This is a genomic window from Natronomonas marina (genome assembly GCF_024298905.1).
GTDB lineage: Archaea > Halobacteriota > Halobacteria > Halobacteriales > Haloarculaceae > Natronomonas > Natronomonas marina.
The window spans coordinates 3,754,427-3,771,788 of sequence record NZ_CP101154.1; the positions used below are offsets into that span (position 1 = coordinate 3,754,427).

Annotated in this window: 20 protein-coding genes; 8 read left to right on the forward strand and 12 right to left on the reverse strand. The window is 70.9% G+C overall.

All coding sequences use genetic code 11. The features are described from left to right. Positions 1-51: 51 nt before the first annotated feature. The gene (locus tag NLF94_RS19585) at positions 52-1,692 is read right to left on the reverse strand and encodes a hypothetical protein (protein WP_254839323.1); all 1,641 of its coding nucleotides are present in this window, start codon (positions 1,690-1,692) and stop codon (positions 52-54) included. Positions 1,693-1,832: 140 nt separating this feature from the next. On the opposite strand from NLF94_RS19585, the gene NLF94_RS19590 reads away from it, so the two are divergent. Together NLF94_RS19590 and NLF94_RS19595 are read left to right on the forward strand one after the other, a co-directional pair. After that, positions 1,833-2,312: a pyridoxamine 5'-phosphate oxidase family protein gene (locus NLF94_RS19590; protein ID WP_254839324.1), complete on the forward strand. Its 480-nt coding sequence runs from the start codon at positions 1,833-1,835 to the stop codon at positions 2,310-2,312. Between the two features lie 214 nt (positions 2,313-2,526). Continuing rightward, positions 2,527-3,870, forward strand: a complete 1,344-nt coding sequence (locus NLF94_RS19595) for a PKD domain-containing protein (protein ID WP_254839325.1) — start codon at positions 2,527-2,529, stop codon at positions 3,868-3,870. A 46-nt stretch (positions 3,871-3,916) separates the two neighbouring features. On the opposite strand, the gene NLF94_RS19600 is transcribed toward NLF94_RS19595, so the two are convergent. Both NLF94_RS19600 and NLF94_RS19605 read right to left on the reverse strand, forming a co-directional pair. Continuing rightward, positions 3,917-4,171: a DUF8142 family protein gene (locus NLF94_RS19600; protein WP_254839326.1), complete on the reverse strand. Its 255-nt coding sequence runs from the start codon at positions 4,169-4,171 to the stop codon at positions 3,917-3,919. Positions 4,172-4,401: 230 nt separating this feature from the next. Further along, positions 4,402-4,686 carry a DUF8081 domain-containing protein gene (locus NLF94_RS19605; RefSeq protein WP_254839327.1) on the reverse strand — a complete coding sequence of 95 codons (285 nt, stop codon included), beginning with the start codon at positions 4,684-4,686 and terminating at the stop codon, positions 4,402-4,404. 60 nt (positions 4,687-4,746) lie between these two features. On the opposite strand from NLF94_RS19605, the gene NLF94_RS19610 reads away from it, so the two are divergent. Next, positions 4,747-5,184, forward strand: coding sequence for a bifunctional nuclease family protein (locus NLF94_RS19610; protein ID WP_254839328.1), 438 nt, complete (start codon positions 4,747-4,749; stop codon positions 5,182-5,184). Here NLF94_RS19610 and NLF94_RS19615 read toward each other — a convergent pair. The 3 genes from NLF94_RS19615 to NLF94_RS19625 are packed head-to-tail and all read right to left on the reverse strand — an operon-like array spanning position 5,181 to position 6,935. Further along, a complete protein-coding gene (locus tag NLF94_RS19615; RefSeq protein WP_254839329.1) occupies positions 5,181-5,885 on the reverse strand; it encodes an SCP2 sterol-binding domain-containing protein in 705 nt (234 codons plus the stop codon). The genes NLF94_RS19610 and NLF94_RS19615 overlap by 4 nt on opposite strands. Before the next feature lie 56 nt (positions 5,886-5,941). Next, positions 5,942-6,370, reverse strand: coding sequence for a VOC family protein (locus NLF94_RS19620; protein ID WP_254839330.1), 429 nt, complete (start codon positions 6,368-6,370; stop codon positions 5,942-5,944). A 37-nt stretch (positions 6,371-6,407) separates the two neighbouring features. Beyond that, positions 6,408-6,935, reverse strand: a complete 528-nt coding sequence (locus tag NLF94_RS19625) for a DUF7097 family protein (protein ID WP_254839331.1) — start codon at positions 6,933-6,935, stop codon at positions 6,408-6,410. A 77-nt stretch (positions 6,936-7,012) separates the two neighbouring features. Here NLF94_RS19625 and NLF94_RS19630 point away from each other — a divergent pair, with 77 nt between their 5' ends. Then, the gene (locus tag NLF94_RS19630) at positions 7,013-7,363 is read left to right on the forward strand and encodes a DUF192 domain-containing protein (RefSeq protein WP_254839332.1); all 351 of its coding nucleotides are present in this window, start codon (positions 7,013-7,015) and stop codon (positions 7,361-7,363) included. Between the two features lie 174 nt (positions 7,364-7,537). Then, entirely contained in the window at positions 7,538-9,073 is a 1,536-nt protein-coding gene (locus tag NLF94_RS19635; protein WP_254839333.1) for a (R)-citramalate synthase, read from the forward strand. 76 nt (positions 9,074-9,149) lie between these two features. Here NLF94_RS19635 and NLF94_RS19640 read toward each other — a convergent pair whose 3' ends face one another. Then, positions 9,150-9,545, reverse strand: coding sequence for a RidA family protein (locus NLF94_RS19640; RefSeq protein WP_254839334.1), 396 nt, complete (start codon positions 9,543-9,545; stop codon positions 9,150-9,152). 194 nt (positions 9,546-9,739) lie between these two features. Between NLF94_RS19640 and NLF94_RS19645 the strand changes: the two genes are divergently transcribed. After that, complete coding sequence (locus tag NLF94_RS19645) at positions 9,740-10,519, forward strand: DUF7089 family protein (RefSeq protein ID WP_254839335.1); 780 nt, start codon at positions 9,740-9,742, stop codon at positions 10,517-10,519. A gap of 45 nt (positions 10,520-10,564) precedes the next feature. Here the strand turns inward: NLF94_RS19645 and NLF94_RS19650 are convergent, their stop codons facing one another. From NLF94_RS19650 to NLF94_RS19660, 3 genes are all read right to left on the reverse strand, one after another. Continuing rightward, on the reverse strand, positions 10,565-11,725 hold the full coding sequence (locus NLF94_RS19650) for an acyl-CoA dehydrogenase family protein (protein WP_254839336.1): 1,161 nt from the start codon (positions 11,723-11,725) through the stop codon (positions 10,565-10,567). Between the two features lie 95 nt (positions 11,726-11,820). Next, positions 11,821-12,507: a type 1 glutamine amidotransferase gene (locus NLF94_RS19655; RefSeq protein WP_254839337.1), complete on the reverse strand. Its 687-nt coding sequence runs from the start codon at positions 12,505-12,507 to the stop codon at positions 11,821-11,823. A gap of 64 nt (positions 12,508-12,571) precedes the next feature. Continuing rightward, positions 12,572-13,351 carry an alpha/beta fold hydrolase gene (locus NLF94_RS19660; protein WP_254839338.1) on the reverse strand — a complete coding sequence of 260 codons (780 nt, stop codon included), beginning with the start codon at positions 13,349-13,351 and terminating at the stop codon, positions 12,572-12,574. Between the two features lie 220 nt (positions 13,352-13,571). Here NLF94_RS19660 and NLF94_RS19665 point away from each other — a divergent pair, with 220 nt between their 5' ends. Continuing rightward, positions 13,572-13,730, forward strand: a complete 159-nt coding sequence (locus NLF94_RS19665) for a DUF7563 family protein (protein ID WP_254839339.1) — start codon at positions 13,572-13,574, stop codon at positions 13,728-13,730. Between the two features lie 64 nt (positions 13,731-13,794). Here NLF94_RS19665 and glmM read toward each other — a convergent pair whose 3' ends face one another. Beyond that, positions 13,795-15,096: a phosphoglucosamine mutase gene (gene glmM, locus NLF94_RS19670; RefSeq protein ID WP_254839340.1), complete on the reverse strand. Its 1,302-nt coding sequence runs from the start codon at positions 15,094-15,096 to the stop codon at positions 13,795-13,797. A gap of 92 nt (positions 15,097-15,188) precedes the next feature. Between glmM and rpiA the strand changes: the two genes are divergently transcribed. After that, positions 15,189-15,872 (forward strand): ribose-5-phosphate isomerase RpiA, encoded by a 684-nt coding sequence (gene rpiA, locus NLF94_RS19675; RefSeq protein WP_254839341.1) that lies wholly within the window; start codon positions 15,189-15,191, stop codon positions 15,870-15,872. Positions 15,873-15,881: 9 nt separating this feature from the next. Here rpiA and lpdA read toward each other — a convergent pair whose 3' ends face one another. Then, on the reverse strand, positions 15,882-17,306 hold the full coding sequence (lpdA, locus tag NLF94_RS19680) for a dihydrolipoyl dehydrogenase (RefSeq protein WP_254839342.1): 1,425 nt from the start codon (positions 17,304-17,306) through the stop codon (positions 15,882-15,884). Positions 17,307-17,362: the final 56 nt, after the last annotated feature.

Sequence of the window (17,362 nt, forward strand, 5' to 3'; positions counted from 1 at the left end):
TCAGACCCGCCAGCGGCGGCCACGCCGGCCCCCGGACTGGCGGCGTTCGCCTCACCCGCCCGTCCCGGGAACCGAGGGGGCGGCGACCGGCTCTATCGACACCTCGTCGTGGAAGTCCTGCTCCGTCCGGACGCCGGCACGGTAGCTCCACACCTGCAGGCGGAGGTCCCACTCGTCGTCGTAGCCCGCCGGGAGCGCGACGGTGAGTTCGCGTCGGGTCTCCTCGGTGTTGCCGACCCGGCGGCCGCCGGCGGCGACCTCGGCGAACGCCTCGCGGTCGGTGCCGACGCGGAACCGCTCGTCGGCGAGCAGTCGGGCGTCGCTCCAGTCGGCACCGGGGGGTTTCGCCTCGATCGTCGCCCAGTAGGGGTGCGGCTTCGGACCCCAGTTCTTCACGCCGACGGTGGCGGTCAGCGCACCGGCCTCGACCGTAGCGGCATAGACCTCCCCGGTCGCGTCGACGTGTTCGTAATCGGGGAAGGGCCGGTCGGCTATCCAGCCGCCGGGGTCGACGTACTGGTCGCGCTGGTGGGGACCCGTGATTCCGCCCGGATCGGCGGCAAAGCCGCCCTCGTAGCTTGCCCACACCTCGTTGCCGACCAGCGGGACGAGCTGGTAGGCGGTGTCGCCGTCGCCGTCGGGCGCCCACACCTCCGCGCTGCCCGTCTCGTCGGTGTGTAGAAGCGACAGGACGGGGTCGGTCTCGGCCCCCGCCGAGAACGGCGAGGCGTCGCCGACGTAGTAGCCCTGCAGGAGGAAGCCGTCGCCGTCGTAGCGACTCGAGTTCCGCAGCAGGCTGGCGTGGGCGCCCCGCTCGACGTACACCTCGGGGTGGGTTCCGTCCGTCGGCGCGGCCGCCCAGCGGCGGAACTCCCCGTAGCCGTGCTGTGCGGCCGCGAACCACTCGGGGCCGTCCTCGCCGACGAGGACGACGACGCTCTCGAGGTCGGCCTGGTGTTCGAAGAACGAAGCCAGCCCGTGCTTGGGGTCGAAGACGAGAAACGGCCAGTAGACGACCGCCGTGTAGGTCTCGCCCCGAAACGTCGTCTCGGTGACGCTGGCGTAGATGGTCGGCGGGTACGACTTCTGGTAGGTGGAGTAGGCGTCGCGCTCCTCGGGGAGGTGGAGGTAGTGGGAGTCGTCCCGTCCCGCGAGGTCGAACACCGTCGGCGGGTCGGCCACCGTCTCGCCGTCGTGGGGGTCGTCCTCGAGGCGGTCCCGCGGGTAGTCGCCGCCCGGAATCGGCGGATTCCGGGCCGGGTCGTCGGTCCGGCGGAGTTCGGCGTGCTCCAGCATCGCCTCGATGCGGGTCGGTCGGTACTCCGTCTCCGGGTGGAAGTGGAACTTCGGCGCGTACCGGTCGATTAGCGCGCTCCGCTCGTCCGCCCGGAAGGCCGCGGTTCGCCGGCCGTCCTCGAGGACCGCCGAGACGACGTACCGGCCGGGGGCGTCGGGCCGGAGCGACGTCGTCCGGGCCGTCGGGTCGTGGAGTTCGGCGTCGCTGTCGGGCGGCGACGCCGTCAGTTCCCACGCGACGCCCTCGGGACCCCGGAACGTCACCGGCGACCCGACGACGGTCCGCTCGCGCGACTGTCGAATCGACCCCGACCCGCCGCCGGCCGCGGCGGCCGGCGCCAGCGCCGCGGCGCCACCTGCGAGCATCGAGAGAACGGTTCGTCGGCGGTGTCCCATACCCGCCGGATGTCGGAGAACGCGAAAGAGCGTTCTGCCGCAGATACGCCCTGGTTTATCAGTCCGGGGGCGGCCGACGCCCGACGGCGGTGGGCGGCAATTATCGCCACCTTCTTCGTCGGGTGACACGCGGTTCGACCATGGAGGTAGTCGAGAACACCCTCGGTGCCGACCTGGAGGCGTTCCTGGCGCGGCCGCTGTTCGGCCACCTGGCGACGCACCACCCCGACGGGCCGCGGGAGTCGCCGGTGTGGTACCTCTGGGAGGAGGGCGCGGCCTGGATACTCGGCGACGCCGCGACCGACACGTTCCCGGCGCGGGTCGAGCGCGAACCGGCCTGCTCGCTGGGCGTGGTCGACTTCGACGCCGAACGGGGCCTCGTCCAGCACGTCGGCGTCCGCGGGCACGGTACCGTCGAACCGTTCGACCGCGACCGCGCCGAACGACTGCTGGCGCGGTACCTCGGCGCCGACCGGGCCGACTGGGACGGGCGCTTCTCTGAGTACGTCACCAACCCGACGGAGACGGCACTCCTGGTCCGCATCGAACCCGACACCGTGGTCGCCCGCGACCAGTCGTACTCGCCGGCACCGGCTCGAAACCGGACGTCGGCACCGTAGATCCCGGACTTCGGCCGCCGTCGCGGGCGCCGGCGGCCGGAAGGTTTATTCGGGAGCAATCTCGCTAAGGGAAAGCATTTAACGAATCAAGAACACGTTCCGGCGGAAGAAGCGAAACGCGCCGTGTCTCGCGCCGGCCGTCGCCGCTCTCCGCCGCCCGACCCCGCCGCCACGCGCCGACCGCGGACACGGTACTCGGGTAGATACAGATATCATGACACAAGACGAAAACGAAAGACGGTTCCCGACGGTCGTATCGCTCGGTCTGCTCGCCCTGATGGCGGTCGCGGTCGCCGGCCTCGTCGCTGCGGGCGGGGCAGCCGCACAGTCCGGCTCCGGCAGTAACTTCGACGTGGCGATCAACGCGACGAACGCCCCGGTGACGGAGAACGACACCCTCGAGGTCGAGGTGATAATCGAGAACACCGGCACCGAGACGGACAACCAGCAGATACTCCTCGAGACGGAGGACGGCATCCAGCGGGACTCGACGACGATCGCGCTGGACGCCGGCGCGAGGGTCACCCGGAACCTGAGCTGGGACACCGAATCGGGTGACGCCGGCGACTACACGATCAACGTCTCCAGCGAGGACGACTTCTCCACCAGGGAGGTGACGGTCAACGACGTCGCGGAGTTCGACGTCGACATCGACTCGACGAACGAGCCGGTCCTGGAGGGGGAGACGCTCACCGTCAACGCCACCGTCGAGAACACCGACGACTCGGCCGACACCCAGGACGTGGAGTTGCGACTCGACGGCAGGCTGGTGGACACGACCTCCCTGGGGCTCGACGGTGACGAGTCCGAATCGGTGACGCTTGAGTGGGAGACCGACGCCGGCGACGCCGGCGACTACGAGGCCAACGTCACGACCGACACCGACCGGGCGACGACCAGCGTGGCGGTCAACGCCCCGCCGAGGGCGGCGTTCACCCGCTCGCCGGCGACGCCGAACCTGAACCAGGCGGTCGTCTTCGACGCCAGCGGCTCCACCGACCGCGACGGTGACATCGTCGAGTACACCTGGCAGATCGACGGCGAGAACGTCTCCGGTTCCGAGACGCTGTCGTACACCTTCACCGACCCCGGCGATCACGAGGTGCGGCTGTACGTCACCGACGACGACGGCATCACGACGACGACGACGCGGACGGTCTCGGTCAACGCGCCCCCGAGAGCGTCGATTCCGTCCGTCGACGCGACGGTCGGCGAGGAGGTCGTCGTCGAGGCGAACGTGACCGACGACGGCACCATCTCGCGCTACGAGTGGTACGTCGACGGCGAGTTGGTGACGACCGACAGGGTCCTCTCGTACACCTTCGACCGGAGCGGAACCCACCAGATTCGGCTCCAGGTGACCGACGACGACGGCGCGACGACCGCCACGACGAAGGCGATAAGCGTCGCAAGCGACGCGACGGCGACGGCGACCCCGACGGCGACGGCGACCCCGACCGCCACGGCGACGCCGCCGCAGGACCAGCCCGGGTTCGGTCCCGCCCTCGCGCTGGTGGCGCTCCTCGCGGCCGCGCTCGTGGCCGCGAGGCGACGGTAACCGCCTCGCTATTCCGACCGGCGACCGAACGCGTGCGGTTCCTCCGTCACACGCCGCCCTCGTAGTCGCCCTCGCCGGTCCGGTTCTCGGCGAAGCCGCCCCGGATGGCGATCCAGCCGATGACCGAGACGAAGAGGATCGGCGGCAGGAGCAGGAACCCCCACAGCGGGTCCAGCCCCCACTGCAGTATCAGGAGGAGGTTGCCGACGCCCAGCGCGACGAAGGGGAGCACGACGAGTGCCGCGGCCTTCCGGCCCTTCCGGAACCCGCCGGCGTCGGTTCGGCTGCCATCGGCGTCCATACGCCCACTTCGGTGTGCTGCGGCAAAAGCCGTCCGTTCCGGAGCTATAGATGAGTTGATGGAAAAATTGATATTATGGCAAAACAAAACGGAATTTAGCGTCGGGCACGAAACCCTTTCGACGCACCCGGCGCGACATCCCCCCGACCCCGTTTTCGACCGCCGCCGCCGCGGAGCAGACCACCCCGTTCTCGGGGGACCGTCCCGGAGTGCTGCCGGGGGCGATCGCGTCACTCGCCGAGTAGCGGCGCCTGCTCGCCCGGCAGTTCCGCTTCGTTCCCGCGGAAGTGACTCCGGCGTGCGAGCAGGTAGCCGTCGGCGGGACCGACATCGCGGGGATGGGCGTCCTGCACCCAGAGGGTCCGACCCTGCGGGCTGGCGGTCCTGGCCCACTCGCGGGCCAGAGGCTTGGAGTCGAAGGACCGGTAGCGACCGTGCTCGGCGACCCACTCGCCCGCGGCGCGACAGGCGCGTCGAGCGGAGGGCTTGATGGCGACGACGTAGGGGTCGCCCATACCGGGTGCTGGAGGGGGTGACGCGAAAAGCTTTGGTGCCGCACACGCCAACTCTAGTCGATGACAAACGAGGCGAGCGTGCACGGCCTCGGGATCAGCGTCGACGACGGGGGCGAGGAGGGCGCCCCGGTCGTGGTGCTGCAGGCCCGTGGGGAGGCGCTACCGATCTTCATCAGCGCCGACCAGGCGAAGTCGATCTCCCACGCCCTCGAGGACCGGCCCTTCGAGCGGCCGCTGACCCACGACCTCTTCGTCGAGATGCTGACCGAGTTCGGGGGTGCCATCGACCGCGTCCGCATCGACGGTCTCTCGGAGAACACGTTCCTCGCCAAGATCGACGCCGAACGCTACGCCGGCGGCGAACGGAAGGACGTCGTCCTCGACGCTCGCCCCAGCGACGCCATCGCCATCGCGCTTCGCGTGGACTGTCCGATACTCGTCGCCGACGAGGTGCTCGACGAGGCCGGCCAGCCCCCCGAGGAGTTCGAGGTCGGCTAGAGGAAACTCAGCGTCCGGATCGCCTGCCGGTGTGCGAACCGGTGGACCGCGGCCGGGTGCCGAACCGCCTCGTCGACGAGGACGTCCCCTGCGGAGGGCGAGTTCCCCTCGAAGAGGTGGGTCGTCTCGACCTGGCTGGCGACGTCGCCGAGCAACTGGAACATCGTGGCGTACTGGAGCCAGCCGAGCTGGCTGCCCTCCACGCGGAGATCGCCGGTCAGGAGCGCCGACGCCGACGGGCGGCCGTCGACGATCTCCCGCCACGTCACGTAACTGCCGCGGATGGTGAAGTCGGCGTCGCGGGTCGCGGGTACCTCCAGCACCTCCGCGTCGGCGCAGTCGCCGCCGTCTATCTCCAGGAGGACGTGCAACGCGCCGTCGATGACGTTCGTCTCGATCTGGTCGAGGAGGTTCCGAGCCCGCTCCGGGAGCCCCGACCGGGCGCGTTCGTCGACCATCGAGGGCAACTCGGCGAGGGAGACCTCCGCCAGGCCGGCCCGCACCTGCTCGGGGAGCCCGTCCAGAGTCCCCTCCGGGAGGTCGCCGACCGTCGTGGTCTCCAGCGGCAGGTCCGCGATGACGAGGTGAATGGACCCGTCGAAGTCGAAGCCGACGCCGGACGAGAGATCGTCCAGGGCGTCGCTCTCGTCGAGCAGCCGGGTGTACTCGTCCAGCCACCCTTCGGAGGGATAGAAGTACATGCGTGTTGGTAACTACTAACGTTCGCCCGATGATATAAATTCGGCGGTGGTGTCCGTCACTGTATCGCGTCAGCTGGCTCGAACGGTCGGTTCCTGCCGCGCCACTCCTCGTCGGCGTCGTCGCGGGTGTCGACGTAGGTCTCCAGCCCGTTGCCCGACGGGTCGTCGAAGTACAGCGCCTTGCTGATGCCGTGGTCGACGGGCGAGACGGCGACGCCGCGCCCGGAGAGGCGCTCGTGGAGCGCCGAAAGCGCCTCGGGGTCGGCCACCTCGAAGGCGGCGTGGTAGAGGCCGACGCCGTCGGTCGGTCCCTGTGCGTCCGGGGCAACCTCCTGGAGCGCGACGTCGTGGTGGTGGTCGCCGAACGAGAGGAACGCGTAGCGGCCGTGCCGTTCCGTCACGTCGAGGCCGAGGACCTCGGTGTAGAATGCGACGCTGTCGTCGATGTCGCGGACCTTCAGGTGGACGTGGCCGAGGTGGGGCATGCCGGTGGTACGGTCGCTCCGGACAAAGCCGTTCGGCTCACTCCTCGCCGTACCGCTCGGCGGCCGACTCGAAACCAGCCTCCTCCAGTTCGCGCGAGCGGCGGCCCTCCGCCTCGGCGATGGCCTCGGGGTCCGGCGAGGCGTCGTCGTCGATCCGCGCCCACGAGTCGTGGATCTTCGCGTGGCACCACCGACAGAGGTAGACCGTTATCTCGTGGGCCACGTCCTTGCGGTCGTCGTCGCGGTACTCGAGGTGGTGTTCCTCGAGCAGCGGGCGCTCGTCGTCGTGGGCCACCCGCCGCTCCTCGAGACCGCAGCGGACGCACTCGCGGGCGCGCTGACGGGCCCGGAAGTGCGGGCAGTCGGCCCACTCCCACTCGCCGGAGGGGTCCGCGGCAGGACATCGCAGATCGTCGACCCGTCGCTCGCGGGCGAACTCCGGGTCGTGGTGGCCGTGCTCGGCGGCGTACCGGCACCGGCCGTCGTCGGTCAGGTGGTCGCACCGCTCGACGACCTCGTAGGGGTCGTCGACGCCGACCGAGGTACCCTGCGGCGCCTTCTCCATACCCGAGTTGGGGCGTCCCCGGGGTTGAATCCTGGGTCGCCCCCGGGTTTTTGTCCCGGGACGCCCCACTCGTGGCCGTGCGCGTCGTTCACGAGGCCGGCGGCGGCGAGCGAGTCCTGGCCGACGAGGTCGAAGTAGCCGACGGCCTCCTCTCGAAGGGTCTCGGACTGATGTTCCGGCGGTCGATTCCGGACGACTACGCGCTGGTGTTCCCGTTCGGCCGGCCGGGGAAGCGGAGCCTGCACATGGTCTGTGTACCGTTCGACATCGACGCCGTCTGGCTCCTCGACGGCGAGGTCCGGCGGGTCTCGCGGCTGTCGGCCTGGACCGGGACGGGGCGGGCGCGGGCCGACACCGTCGTCGAGATGCCCGCCGGGGCGGCCGACGGCGTCGAGACGGGCGACGCCGTCCGAATCGAAGGGCTGTAGCCGCCGCCTCGACGCTCGGGTCGATTCCTGCACCAACCCGCAGGTTAATACGGGACGCCGTCCTCGTGGGGAGTACAACCATGCCGAACCCCAACACGGCAGAGGATAGAGTAAGTCGCCGCGAGGCGGCTGGTCGAGAAATCCGACCGCTCGCCTACCACTGAGGATTCTCCCGTGACGAGCTTGTTCGGGGACCACCCAGCGACGGCTCCCCTTGACGACCGAGACGTACAGTTTCTGGACACGACGCTTCGGGACGGCGAGCAGGCGCCCGGTATCTCGCTGTCGCCCGAGGAGAAGGCCGAAATCGCCCGCGAACTCGACTCGGCGAACGTCGACGTAATCGAGGCCGGCAGCGCCTGCACCGGCCCGGGCGAACGGGAGACCATCTCCCGGGTGACCGACCTCGGGCTGGACGCCCGCGTGACCAGCTTCGCCCGCGGCGTCCGGGGGGACATCGACCTCGCGCTGGAGTGCGACGTCGACGGCGTCAATCTCGTCGTGCCGGCCAGCGACCGCCACGTCGAGCAGAAGGTCGGCACCACCCACGAGCAGGTGATCGAGGACACCGTCGAACTCGTCGAGTACGCCAAAGAGCACGGCCTGTGGGTCGAGGTACTCGGCGAGGACGGCTCGCGTGCGGACCTCGACTTCCTCGAGGAGCTGATGGGCGCGGCAATCGACGCCGGCGCCGACCGCATCTGTGCGCCCGACACCGTCGGCCACGCCACGCCCGATCGCATCCTCGAGATGTACTCGCGGCTCTCCGAACTCGGGCCGACCTCGACGCACACCCACGACGACCTCGGGCTGGCGGTGACCAACGCCCTGGTCGGCGTCGCCGCCGGGGCCGACCTCGTCCACGGCACCATCAACGGCATCGGCGAGCGGGCCGGCAACGTCGCCATCGAGGAGGTCGCAATCGCCCTCGACCACGGCTACGGCGTCGAGACGGTCGACACCGAGCGGCTCTACGACCTCGGCCAGCTCGTCTCGACGACCACCGGCGTCCCGCTGGCGCCGAACAAGGCCGTCGTCGGCGAGAACGCCTTCACCCACGAGTCCGGAATCCACACCGACGGCACGCTGAAGGACGACGCGATGTACGAGCCGTACCCTCCCGAGAAGGTCGGCCGGAAGCGCCGCCTCGTCCTCGGAAAGCACGCCGGACGCGCCGGCGTCGAAGCCGCCCTCGCCGAACACGACATCGAGGTCGACGACGAGGAACTGGGCGAGGTCGTCGCCCGGGTCAAGGCGCTCGGCGAGCGGGGCAAACGCGTCACCGACGCCGACCTCCTGACCATCGCCGAGGAGGTCCAGGGCCGCGAGCGGGAGCGCCGGGTCGAACTCGTCGACCTCACGGCAGCCTCCGGCAGCGGCACCCCGACGGCGTCGGTCCGGCTGGACGTCGACGGCGAGGAACGCGTCGCCTCCGGCACCGGCTCCGGTCCCGTCGACGCCGCCATCGCCGCCGTCCGGTCGGCGCTGGGCGCCGCCGCCGACGCGCAACTGGACTCCTACCACGTCGACGCCATCACCGGCGGTACCGACGCCGTCGTCACCGTCGAGGTCGAGATGTCCCGCGGGGACCGCACCGTCACCGTCGCCGCCTCCGACTCGGACATCACCACTGCCTCCGTGCGCGCGATGGTCGACGCCCTCGACCGCCTCGTCGCGGACGAGGAGACGCCGGTGCTGGCCGACGACTGACCACCCGATTTTTACACGGCCGCTCGGCGGATACGAGCCGGGGGTTACTGTGTCCCCGGCTGGATACCCTCGACCGTCACCCTTCCTCGGGTACGACCGCCTCGGCCTCGATTTCGACGACGTACTCCGGGCCGATGAGCCCCGACACCTCGACCATGCTCGCGGCGGGCCGGACGTCCCCGAAGAACTCCCCGTGAACGTCGCCGACGATTTCCCAGTCGTCGGCGTCGGTGACGTACATCCGGGTGCGGACGACGTCTTCCCGCCGTCCACCGGCTTCCTCGATGGCCTCGACGACGGTCTCCAGCGCCCGGCGGGTCTGGACTTCGGGGTCGCCGGGTGCGACGGGATTCCCCTCGGCGTCGGTCGCGGTCGTTCCCGAGACCAGGATTCGGTCGCCGACCCGCACCGCCCGCGAGTAGCCCACGCGCGGTTCCCACTCGGTCCCCGTCGAGACGCGGCGGCGGTCCATGTCGGGGCTGGTGCCCCGGGACGGGTAACTCCTCCGCCGGCGACCCCCGACGACGCCTCCGACGGCGAACTGAAGCGTTTAAGCGCCCGCCCCGGGAACGTCCGGGCATGAGTCAGGCCACCAAAGTCGTGCTCGGCGCGGTCGGGGCGTCGCTCGTCGTCGGCGTGCTACTGCTCGCCGCCGTCGCCCTGTAGATGTTCGAACCGCGGGCGCTGCCGGACGACGTCGCCGGAATCCGCGAGGACCACGCCCCCGGGGCGCTCGTCCTCGACAGCGACGGCGACTTCGAGACGCTCCCGCCATCGGTCGCGGAGAACCTGCTCGCGGTCGTCGACTCGCTGGACCTGCTGTCGTACGACGCCTCGTGGGTTCCCGCCGACGCCCCGGCGACGCTCGACCGACTCGCCGGCGAGGAGTTCACCGTCGGCGCGCCGGGCGACGGCGGCGTCGTCTGGACCCGACAGACGGAACCGCCGACGGTGTTCGTCAAGCCGCGACTCGAGGGAGCGCCCGAGGGGTTCGTCGACTTCCTCGTCGCGGAGGCGCTCGTCGAAATCGGGCTCGGTCTCCCCGAGACGTTCCTCGGCTTCTTCGCGGAGGAGTACCGCGCCCTCGAGGAGGCGGTGCCGCTCGAACCGGCCGACACCTACCAGCTGGCGGCCGCGCTGTTCGACGCCTACGTCGGCCTGCACACCCGCGAGACGTTCGCGGACTGGGACGGCGAGTACGACCGCCTCCACGACCAGTGGGTCGACGCCGGCGAACGGCTGGAACCGCGGCTCTCGGGGCTGTCCGAGGCCGTCGCTGCGGGTCGAATTGAGTTCGCCGAGGCCGCCGAACTCGCTTGCAGCGCCGTGAAACACGACGTCGACATCCCGGCGCAGTTCGCGGCGCTGGACGCCGACGCCTACCACGAGCACGGTCCGGCGTACGCGGTCCGGTGGGCCGAGAAGACGTTCGAGGCGCTGGAGTGACCGGACCGGGTGGTCCGGGTTCGAAGCCGGTCGCCGCCCCGCGTCTCAGGTGTACGCCTGCACGCCGGTGAGGTCCTCGCCGAGGATGAGCGTGTGGATGTCGTGGGTCCCCTCGTAGGTGTAGACCGTCTCCATGTTCGTCATGTGCCGCATCGGCGAGTAGTCGGCGGTGATGCCGTTGCCGCCGAGGATTTCGCGGGCGACCCGCGACTGGTCGCGGGCCATCCGGACGTTGTTCCGCTTGGCCATCGAGACGTGCTGGGGCCGCAGGTCGCCGCGTTCCTTGAGGTCGGTCAGCCGGGAGGCGAGCAACTGCGCCAGCGTGATCTGGGTCGCCATCTCGGCGAGCTTCTCCTGCTGGAGCTGGAAGCGAGCGATTGGGCCGCCGAACTGCTCGCGGTCGGTCGCGTACTGGCGGGCCGTCTCGAAGCAGTCCCGCGCCGCGCCGACGGCGCCCCACGCGATGCCGAACCGGGCCTGCGTGAGACAGGACAGCGGGCCCTTCATCCCCTCGACGCCGGGCAGCACCGCCGACTCCTCGACGCGGGCGTCGTCGAGGTGGACCTCGCCGGTGATGGAGGCCCGCAGCGAGAGTTTCTCCGTGATTTCGTTCGTCGTCACGCCCGCGGTGTCGGTGTCGACGAGGAAGCCACGGACGGTGTCGTCGTCCGAGCGGTCCTTCGCCCACACCAGCGCGACGTCGGCGATGGGCGAGTTCGTGATCCAGGTCTTCGTGCCGTTGAGGACGTAGCCGTCGCCGTCCCGTTCGGCCGACGTCTCCATGCCGGCGGGGTTCGAGCCGTGGTCCGGTTCGGTCAGGCCGAAGCAGCCGACCCGCTCGCCCGACCCGAGGGCGGGCAGCCACCGCTCTTTCTGGGCGTCGCTGCCGAACGCGTGGATGGGGTACATGACCAGGGAGCCCTGGACGGAGGCCATCGACCGGAAGCCGGAGTCGCCGGCCTCCAGTTCCTGCATCAACAGGCCGTAGGCCCGCTCGGAGAGGTTCGGCAGCCCGTAACCGTCGAGATTCGGTGCGTAGAAGCCGAGTTCGCCCATCTCCGCGATGAGATCCGTCGGAAACGTTCCCTCGATCCAGTGGTCGCCGACCGTCGGCCTGACCTTCTCCTCGACGAACTGGCGGGCGGTGTCCCGCACCATCCGCTCTTCCTCCTTGAGGTCCGCCTCTAGCTCTAGGTAATCGAGCATACCCCGTGTTGGGTCGGTATCGTCAAAAGCGCTCGCACGCGGGCGCCGGACGGTCACTCGGCCGGACATCGGGGCGCGACCGGGGCCGCCGGCGGTCAGTCGTCGGCGACGGGAGCCGACCGCTCCGCCAGCCGACAGAAGTTGTCGAAGACCCGTTTCGTGGCCCGCGCCTCGGCGTAGGCCTCGTCCGTGATGCCGGCACAGACCGACTCGATGCGCTCCTCGGGGAGGTCCTTCCCGCGGGCGACGGCCTCGGCCGTCTCGGGGTCGTACTCGGGGTGGGACTGGAGGCCGTAGACGTTCCCGCGGCGGAACCCCTGGATGCCGTAGTCGTTCTCGGCGATGCGGTCGGCACCATCGGGTAACTCCGTGACGGCGTCGGAGTGGGTCGTGAAGACGGTGAACGTCTCGGGGACGCCCTCGAAGATGTCGGCGCCGTCGTGGCTGACCGTCCGGTAGCCGAGTTCGTACTCGTCCATCGACTCGACGGTGCCGCCGACGGCGTCGGCGAGCAACTGGTGGCCCCAGCAGATACCCAGCGCGGGCGTGTCGCTCTCGACGGCGTCGCCGGCCCACCGCTGGGCCTCGTCTATCCACGGTTCGTCCCAGTAGACGGAGGCCCGGGACCCGGTGACGACCACGCCGTCGTAGGTCTCGACGTCGGGGAACGAGCGCTCCAGCGCCGAGTAGGCGGTCACGTCGGCGTCCAGTTCCCGGCGGAAGTTCCGCAGCGTGTTCGTGCCGTCGTAGGAGGCGTTCACCAGCGCGATGCGGGCGGTCACGCCTCCCAGTACCGCGTCGACGCACAAAAGCGCCGCGGCGACGGGAACGCTTTCGGCGACCGACTCACTCGTCGTCGGTCAGCGCCTCGAGGAACCCCTCGACGGCGTCCGTCACGGCGGCGGAGTGCTCGACGAAACAGCAGCGTTTCCCCTCGACGGCCTCGAAGCGGCCGCGCGGGAGGTCACGGGCGAGCGTCTCGCCGGTCCCGACCGGCACGACGGGGTCGTCGACGCCGTGACAGACCAGCGCCGGCAGCGTGACCTCGTAGAGCGGCCCAGTCTGGAAGGAGCGTGCGGCCTCGCGGTGACCGACGAGGGCGTCGCCCGTGGCGTCCTCCTCGCGGCGCCAGGCGACGACGTCGTCGACGACGCCGGACTCGACCAGGAACCGCTCGGAGAACGCCAGCGACAGCGATTCCCGGAGTCGCGTCGGGTCGTCGGGGTGCAGCGCGGCCAGCGCCCCGGCGTCGACGTCGTCGCCCGTCGCCGCCGCGCCGAACAGCGTCAGCGACCGGGCGCGGCCGTACTCGCGGGCGTAGCGGAGCGCGATCATCCCGCCGAGTCCGGCGCCGACGACGTGTGCGCGGTCGGCGCCGACCGCGGCCAGAATCGCATCGAGGTCGGCGGCCAGGCGCTCGACCGTGTAGGGACCTTCGGTCCCGGAGCGGCCCGTCCCGCGCTGGGCGTAGACGACGGTCCGGTAGGCGCCCGTTAGCGCCGGTGCCTGCCAGCCCCACAGCCACGGCCCGAAGCCGACGTCGGGAACGAAGACGACCGTCGGCCGGTCGTCGTCGCCCGCGACGTCGTAGCGGAGCGTCGTCCCGTCGGCGCTCGTGGTCGGCATGCTCACCCGAAGGCGGGGTACGACCTTGCCAGTTGCGGTGCCCGGACCCGCCGCCGGGCCGCTCGCGGCGATGTCGGGCCCCCATCCGTGGCGGCGCTTTCGACCCGCGGCGACGACGGGACCACCAAACTCCCGAAAACGACCGATTCGAGGCTCCTCCGCGCCCCTCGACACCGCCTCTCACACTATTATTATGTAGGTCGAAACCTTGCGTCTCCCTATGCCGGAATGCCAGAACTGTGGCGCGTTCGTAACGGCAGCGTACGCGCGGGTCTTCACGCCGAACGGCGTGGAGGACCCGCGCGTCTGCCCGCAGTGTGAGGACAAGATTCGGGACGGCTCGGACGTCCGCGAGGCGCGGTCGACCCGGCGCACCTGAACTGGCATCCGCGACCCGTTTTCCGACCCCGGATTCTCGTCGGTTCTCGACCCTCCAGCGTCCGCTATCTCGCCGCCTCGACGAGGGTCCGCGCCTCGTCCGCCAGCGTCTCGGCGCGGCCGGCGTCGCGCGCCTCGGCGGTGACCCGAACCAGTGGCTGGGTGCCGCTGGCGCGGATCAGGAACCAGCCGTCGTCGGTCTGGACTCTGACGCCGTCCAGCGTCTCGACGTCGTCGTAGCTCTCGAGGACGCGCTCCTCGACGCGGGCCATCACCGCCGCCTTCCCGTCGACCTCGACGTTCGCGCGCCGGATGGGGTAGGTGGGAATCCGCGAGAGCCGTTCGGCGAGCGGCTCCTCGGCGGCCATCTCCGCCAGCCTGACGGCGGCGAGCGGCCCGTCCGGACACAGCGTCGCCTCCGGCCATATCCACGCGCCCGAAGGTTCGCCGCCGAAGGCCACGTCGGGGTCGGTCGCGGCCTCGGCGACGTAGACGTCGCCGACCGGCGTCCGGGTGACGCCGACGTCCCGTTCGGCGAGGTAGTCCTCGACGGCGAGGCTGGTGTCGACGGGGACGGCGACTCGCTGGCCCGGTTCGGCGGCATCGGCGGCGAAAAGCGCCAGCAGGGCGTCCCCCGACAGGAAGGTCCCGTCGCCGGCGACGGCGCGAGTCCGGTCGGCGTCGCCGTCGTGGGCGACCCCGAGGTCGTAGTCGCCCTCGGCGACCAGCGTCGACAGCGCCGTGCAGTTCTCGGCGGTCGGCTCGGAGGGTCGTCCCGGGAAGCGGCCGTCGGGCTGTGCGTTCAGCGTTTCGACGTGACAGCCCAACTCGACGAGTGCGTCGGCGGTCACGCCGCCGGCGCCGTTGCCGACGTCGACGGCGACCGACAACTCGAGGGGGTCGGCCGACCGGACGAGCGCCGCGACGTGGCGGTCGGTTGCGTCCGCCCGCCGCCGGTCGCCGAGGCGGTCCCACGGCTGCAGCGCCGGGTCGTCGGCCTCGACCCGCTCGGTGATTCGCTCGCGGCCCTCGGCGTCGTAGGCCTGCCCGGAGGGCTGCCACAGTTTCAGGCCGTTGTCGGTCGCGGGGTTGTGGCTGGCGGTGACCGAGACGCCGGCGTCGCCGTCCTCCCAGCCGACGGCGCGGGCGACGGTCGGGGTCGCGGCCACCCCGAGGTCGACGACGTCGGTTCCCAGTTCCCGGAGACCGGCCGCCAGGGCGTCGACGAGGAGTTCGCCGCTGGTCCGGGGGTCCCGACCGACGACGACGCGGTCGGTCTCGGCCCCGACGGCGCGGCCGACCCGCAGCGCCAACTCCGCGGTCACCTCGTCGCCGACCGGTCCCCGGATGCCGCTCGTTCCGAACATGTGGGCGTCGTCGCGCGCCGCCGTGAAAACCTATTCGTCGCGCCGCGGGCACCACCGCAAGGGCTTTTTCGACCTCGGCGCCATGTCCGCCCATGAAACAGTCCGGCGGCACGGAGGACCAGAAGCGCCGCGCGGGCGAGAGCGCGGCCGACGCGGTCGAGGACGGGGCGGTCGTCGGCCTCGGCACCGGCTCGACGGCTGCCGCCGCCATCCGGGAACTCGGGCGGCGCGTCGACGCCGGTTTCGACGTCCACGGTGTTCCGACCTCCCACGGCGCAAGACGGCTCGCCCGCGAGGCAGGGATTCCGCTGACGACGCTGGAGGAGGCGGTCCCGGACGTCGCCATCGACGGCGCCGACCAGGTGGCCGACGGACACCTCCTCAAGGGCGGCGGCGCGGCCCACGCCCGCGAGAAACTCGTCGACACCGCCGCCGACCGCTTCCTGGTCGTCGTCGACGCCTCGAAGCGGTCGGACGAACTGGATTTGCCGGTACCGCTGGAGGTACTGTCCGACGCCGTCCCCGTCGTCGAGCGGCGGATCGAGGAACTGGGCGGCGAGCCACGACTCCGCGACGCCGAGCGGAAGGACGGTCCCGTCGTCACCGACAACGGCAACCTGGTGGTCGACTGTGCGTTCGGAGCCATCGACGACCCCGCGTCGCTGGCCGCGCGACTGGCGGGGATTCCGGGCGTCGTCGAACACGGCCTGTTCGTCGACCTCGCCGACGAGATCCACGTCGGCACGGGCGACGGCGTCGAGATACTCGACCCGTAGGCGGCGGGTTCAGCGGTTCAGCGTGTGGACCGCCTCGCCGCGGGCGTTGGCGGCCGCCTCCCCGACGGCCTCCGACAGCGTCGGATGCGTGTGGATGGTCGCGGCGACGTCCTCGAGTTGGGCGCCCATCTCGATTGCCAGTCCGACCTCGGCGACGAGTTCGGCGGCCTCCGGGCCGACTATCTGGGCGCCGAGGACGAACTCGGTGTCGGCGTCGGCGACGATGCGGACGAAGCCGTCGTCCTCGCCGAGCGTGAGCGCGCGCCCGGAGGCCTGGAACGGCATCTGCCCGACGACGGGGTCGAAGCCGGCCTCCTCGGCGTCCGCTTCGGTCATGCCGACGGTCCCGATTTCGGGGTCGGTGAACACCGCCGCGGGGACGGCCTGGTAGTCCAGCGCGGCCGGCTGGCCGTCGATGACCTCGACGGCGACGTGACCCTCCTTGTACGCCTTGTGTGCGAGCATGGGCTCGCCGGCAACGTCGCCGACGGCGAAGACGTTCTCGACGTCGGTGCGGGCCTGGTGGTCGGTGTCGAGCGTGCCGTCGTCGTTCGGTTCGAGACCGACGTTCTCCAGGCCGAGCGAGTCGGTGACGGCCTCCCGGCCGACCGCGACGAGCACCTTCTCGGCGACGTGTTCGCGGGTGTCGCCGTCCTCGGTCTCGGTCGTGACGACCGCCTCGCCGGTGGCCTCCTCCCAGCCGGTGGCGGTCTCGCCGAAGTGGAAGTCGATGCCGAGCGACTTCGCCCGCTCGCGGACGACCCGCGTTACGTCGTCCTCGTAGGCGGGGAGGATGTCGTCGAGCATCTCGACGACCGTGACGTCGGTGCCGAGTTTCGCGTACACCGTCGACAGCTCCATGCCGATGTAGCCGCCGCCGACCACGAGCATCGAGTCGGGGACCGACTCCAGGGCGAGGGCGTCGGCGGAGTCCAGAATCCGCTCGCCGTCGAACTCCAGGCCGGGAACCTCGATGGGGCGGCTGCCCGTTGCGACAACGGCGTGTTCGAACTCGATGGACTCGCTGCCCTGGCCCTCGCCGCCGTGGGCGACGCGGGCGGTGTTCTCGTCGGCGAACTCCGCGCGGCCGGGCACGAGATTGACGCCGTTGGCCTTGCAGAGCTTCTCGACGCCGCCGGTCAACTGGTCGACGACGCCGTCCTTCCAGTCGACGAGTCCCTGCATGTCGACGGCGGGGTCGGCGTGGACGCCCATCTCCTCGGCGTTGCCCGCCTCGTGGGCCAGCCCCGTCCCGTGGATAAGCGCCTTCGACGGGATGCACCCGTCGTTCAGACAGGTGCCGCCGTAGGCGTCCTTCTCGACCAGCGTCACGTCCAGCCCGAGCTGTCCGCCGCGGATCGCGGCGACGTAGCCGCCCGGCCCGGCGCCGATGACCAGTACCTCCGTCCCGGTTGCGATGTCTCCAACGACCATTCGTTGGTGACCCCTCGCCCGCCGGGGTTAAAAACTCGCAGGAATTGCCGTTCGGG

What these genes read in the sequence shown, in the direction of transcription:
- NLF94_RS19585 (WP_254839323.1), bottom strand. Translation starts at nt 1,692, where the DNA reads ATGGGACACCGCCGACGAACCGTTCTCTCGATGCTCGCAGGTGGCGCC.
- NLF94_RS19590 (WP_254839324.1), top strand. Translation starts at nt 1,833, where the DNA reads ATGGAGGTAGTCGAGAACACCCTCGGTGCCGACCTGGAGGCGTTCCTG.
- NLF94_RS19595 (WP_254839325.1), top strand. Translation starts at nt 2,527, where the DNA reads ATGACACAAGACGAAAACGAAAGACGGTTCCCGACGGTCGTATCGCTC.
- NLF94_RS19600 (WP_254839326.1), bottom strand. Translation starts at nt 4,171, where the DNA reads ATGGACGCCGATGGCAGCCGAACCGACGCCGGCGGGTTCCGGAAGGGC.
- NLF94_RS19605 (WP_254839327.1), bottom strand. Translation starts at nt 4,686, where the DNA reads ATGGGCGACCCCTACGTCGTCGCCATCAAGCCCTCCGCTCGACGCGCC.
- NLF94_RS19610 (WP_254839328.1), top strand. Translation starts at nt 4,747, where the DNA reads ATGACAAACGAGGCGAGCGTGCACGGCCTCGGGATCAGCGTCGACGAC.
- NLF94_RS19615 (WP_254839329.1), bottom strand. Translation starts at nt 5,885, where the DNA reads ATGTACTTCTATCCCTCCGAAGGGTGGCTGGACGAGTACACCCGGCTG.
- NLF94_RS19620 (WP_254839330.1), bottom strand. Translation starts at nt 6,370, where the DNA reads ATGCCCCACCTCGGCCACGTCCACCTGAAGGTCCGCGACATCGACGAC.
- NLF94_RS19625 (WP_254839331.1), bottom strand. Translation starts at nt 6,935, where the DNA reads ATGGAGAAGGCGCCGCAGGGTACCTCGGTCGGCGTCGACGACCCCTAC.
- NLF94_RS19640 (WP_254839334.1), bottom strand. Translation starts at nt 9,545, where the DNA reads ATGGACCGCCGCCGCGTCTCGACGGGGACCGAGTGGGAACCGCGCGTG.
- NLF94_RS19645 (WP_254839335.1), top strand. Translation starts at nt 9,740, where the DNA reads ATGTTCGAACCGCGGGCGCTGCCGGACGACGTCGCCGGAATCCGCGAG.
- NLF94_RS19650 (WP_254839336.1), bottom strand. Translation starts at nt 11,725, where the DNA reads ATGCTCGATTACCTAGAGCTAGAGGCGGACCTCAAGGAGGAAGAGCGG.
- NLF94_RS19660 (WP_254839338.1), bottom strand. Translation starts at nt 13,351, where the DNA reads ATGCCGACCACGAGCGCCGACGGGACGACGCTCCGCTACGACGTCGCG.
- NLF94_RS19665 (WP_254839339.1), top strand. Translation starts at nt 13,572, where the DNA reads ATGCCGGAATGCCAGAACTGTGGCGCGTTCGTAACGGCAGCGTACGCG.
- glmM (WP_254839340.1), bottom strand. Translation starts at nt 15,096, where the DNA reads ATGTTCGGAACGAGCGGCATCCGGGGACCGGTCGGCGACGAGGTGACC.
- rpiA (WP_254839341.1), top strand. Translation starts at nt 15,189, where the DNA reads ATGAAACAGTCCGGCGGCACGGAGGACCAGAAGCGCCGCGCGGGCGAG.
- lpdA (WP_254839342.1), bottom strand. Translation starts at nt 17,306, where the DNA reads ATGGTCGTTGGAGACATCGCAACCGGGACGGAGGTACTGGTCATCGGC.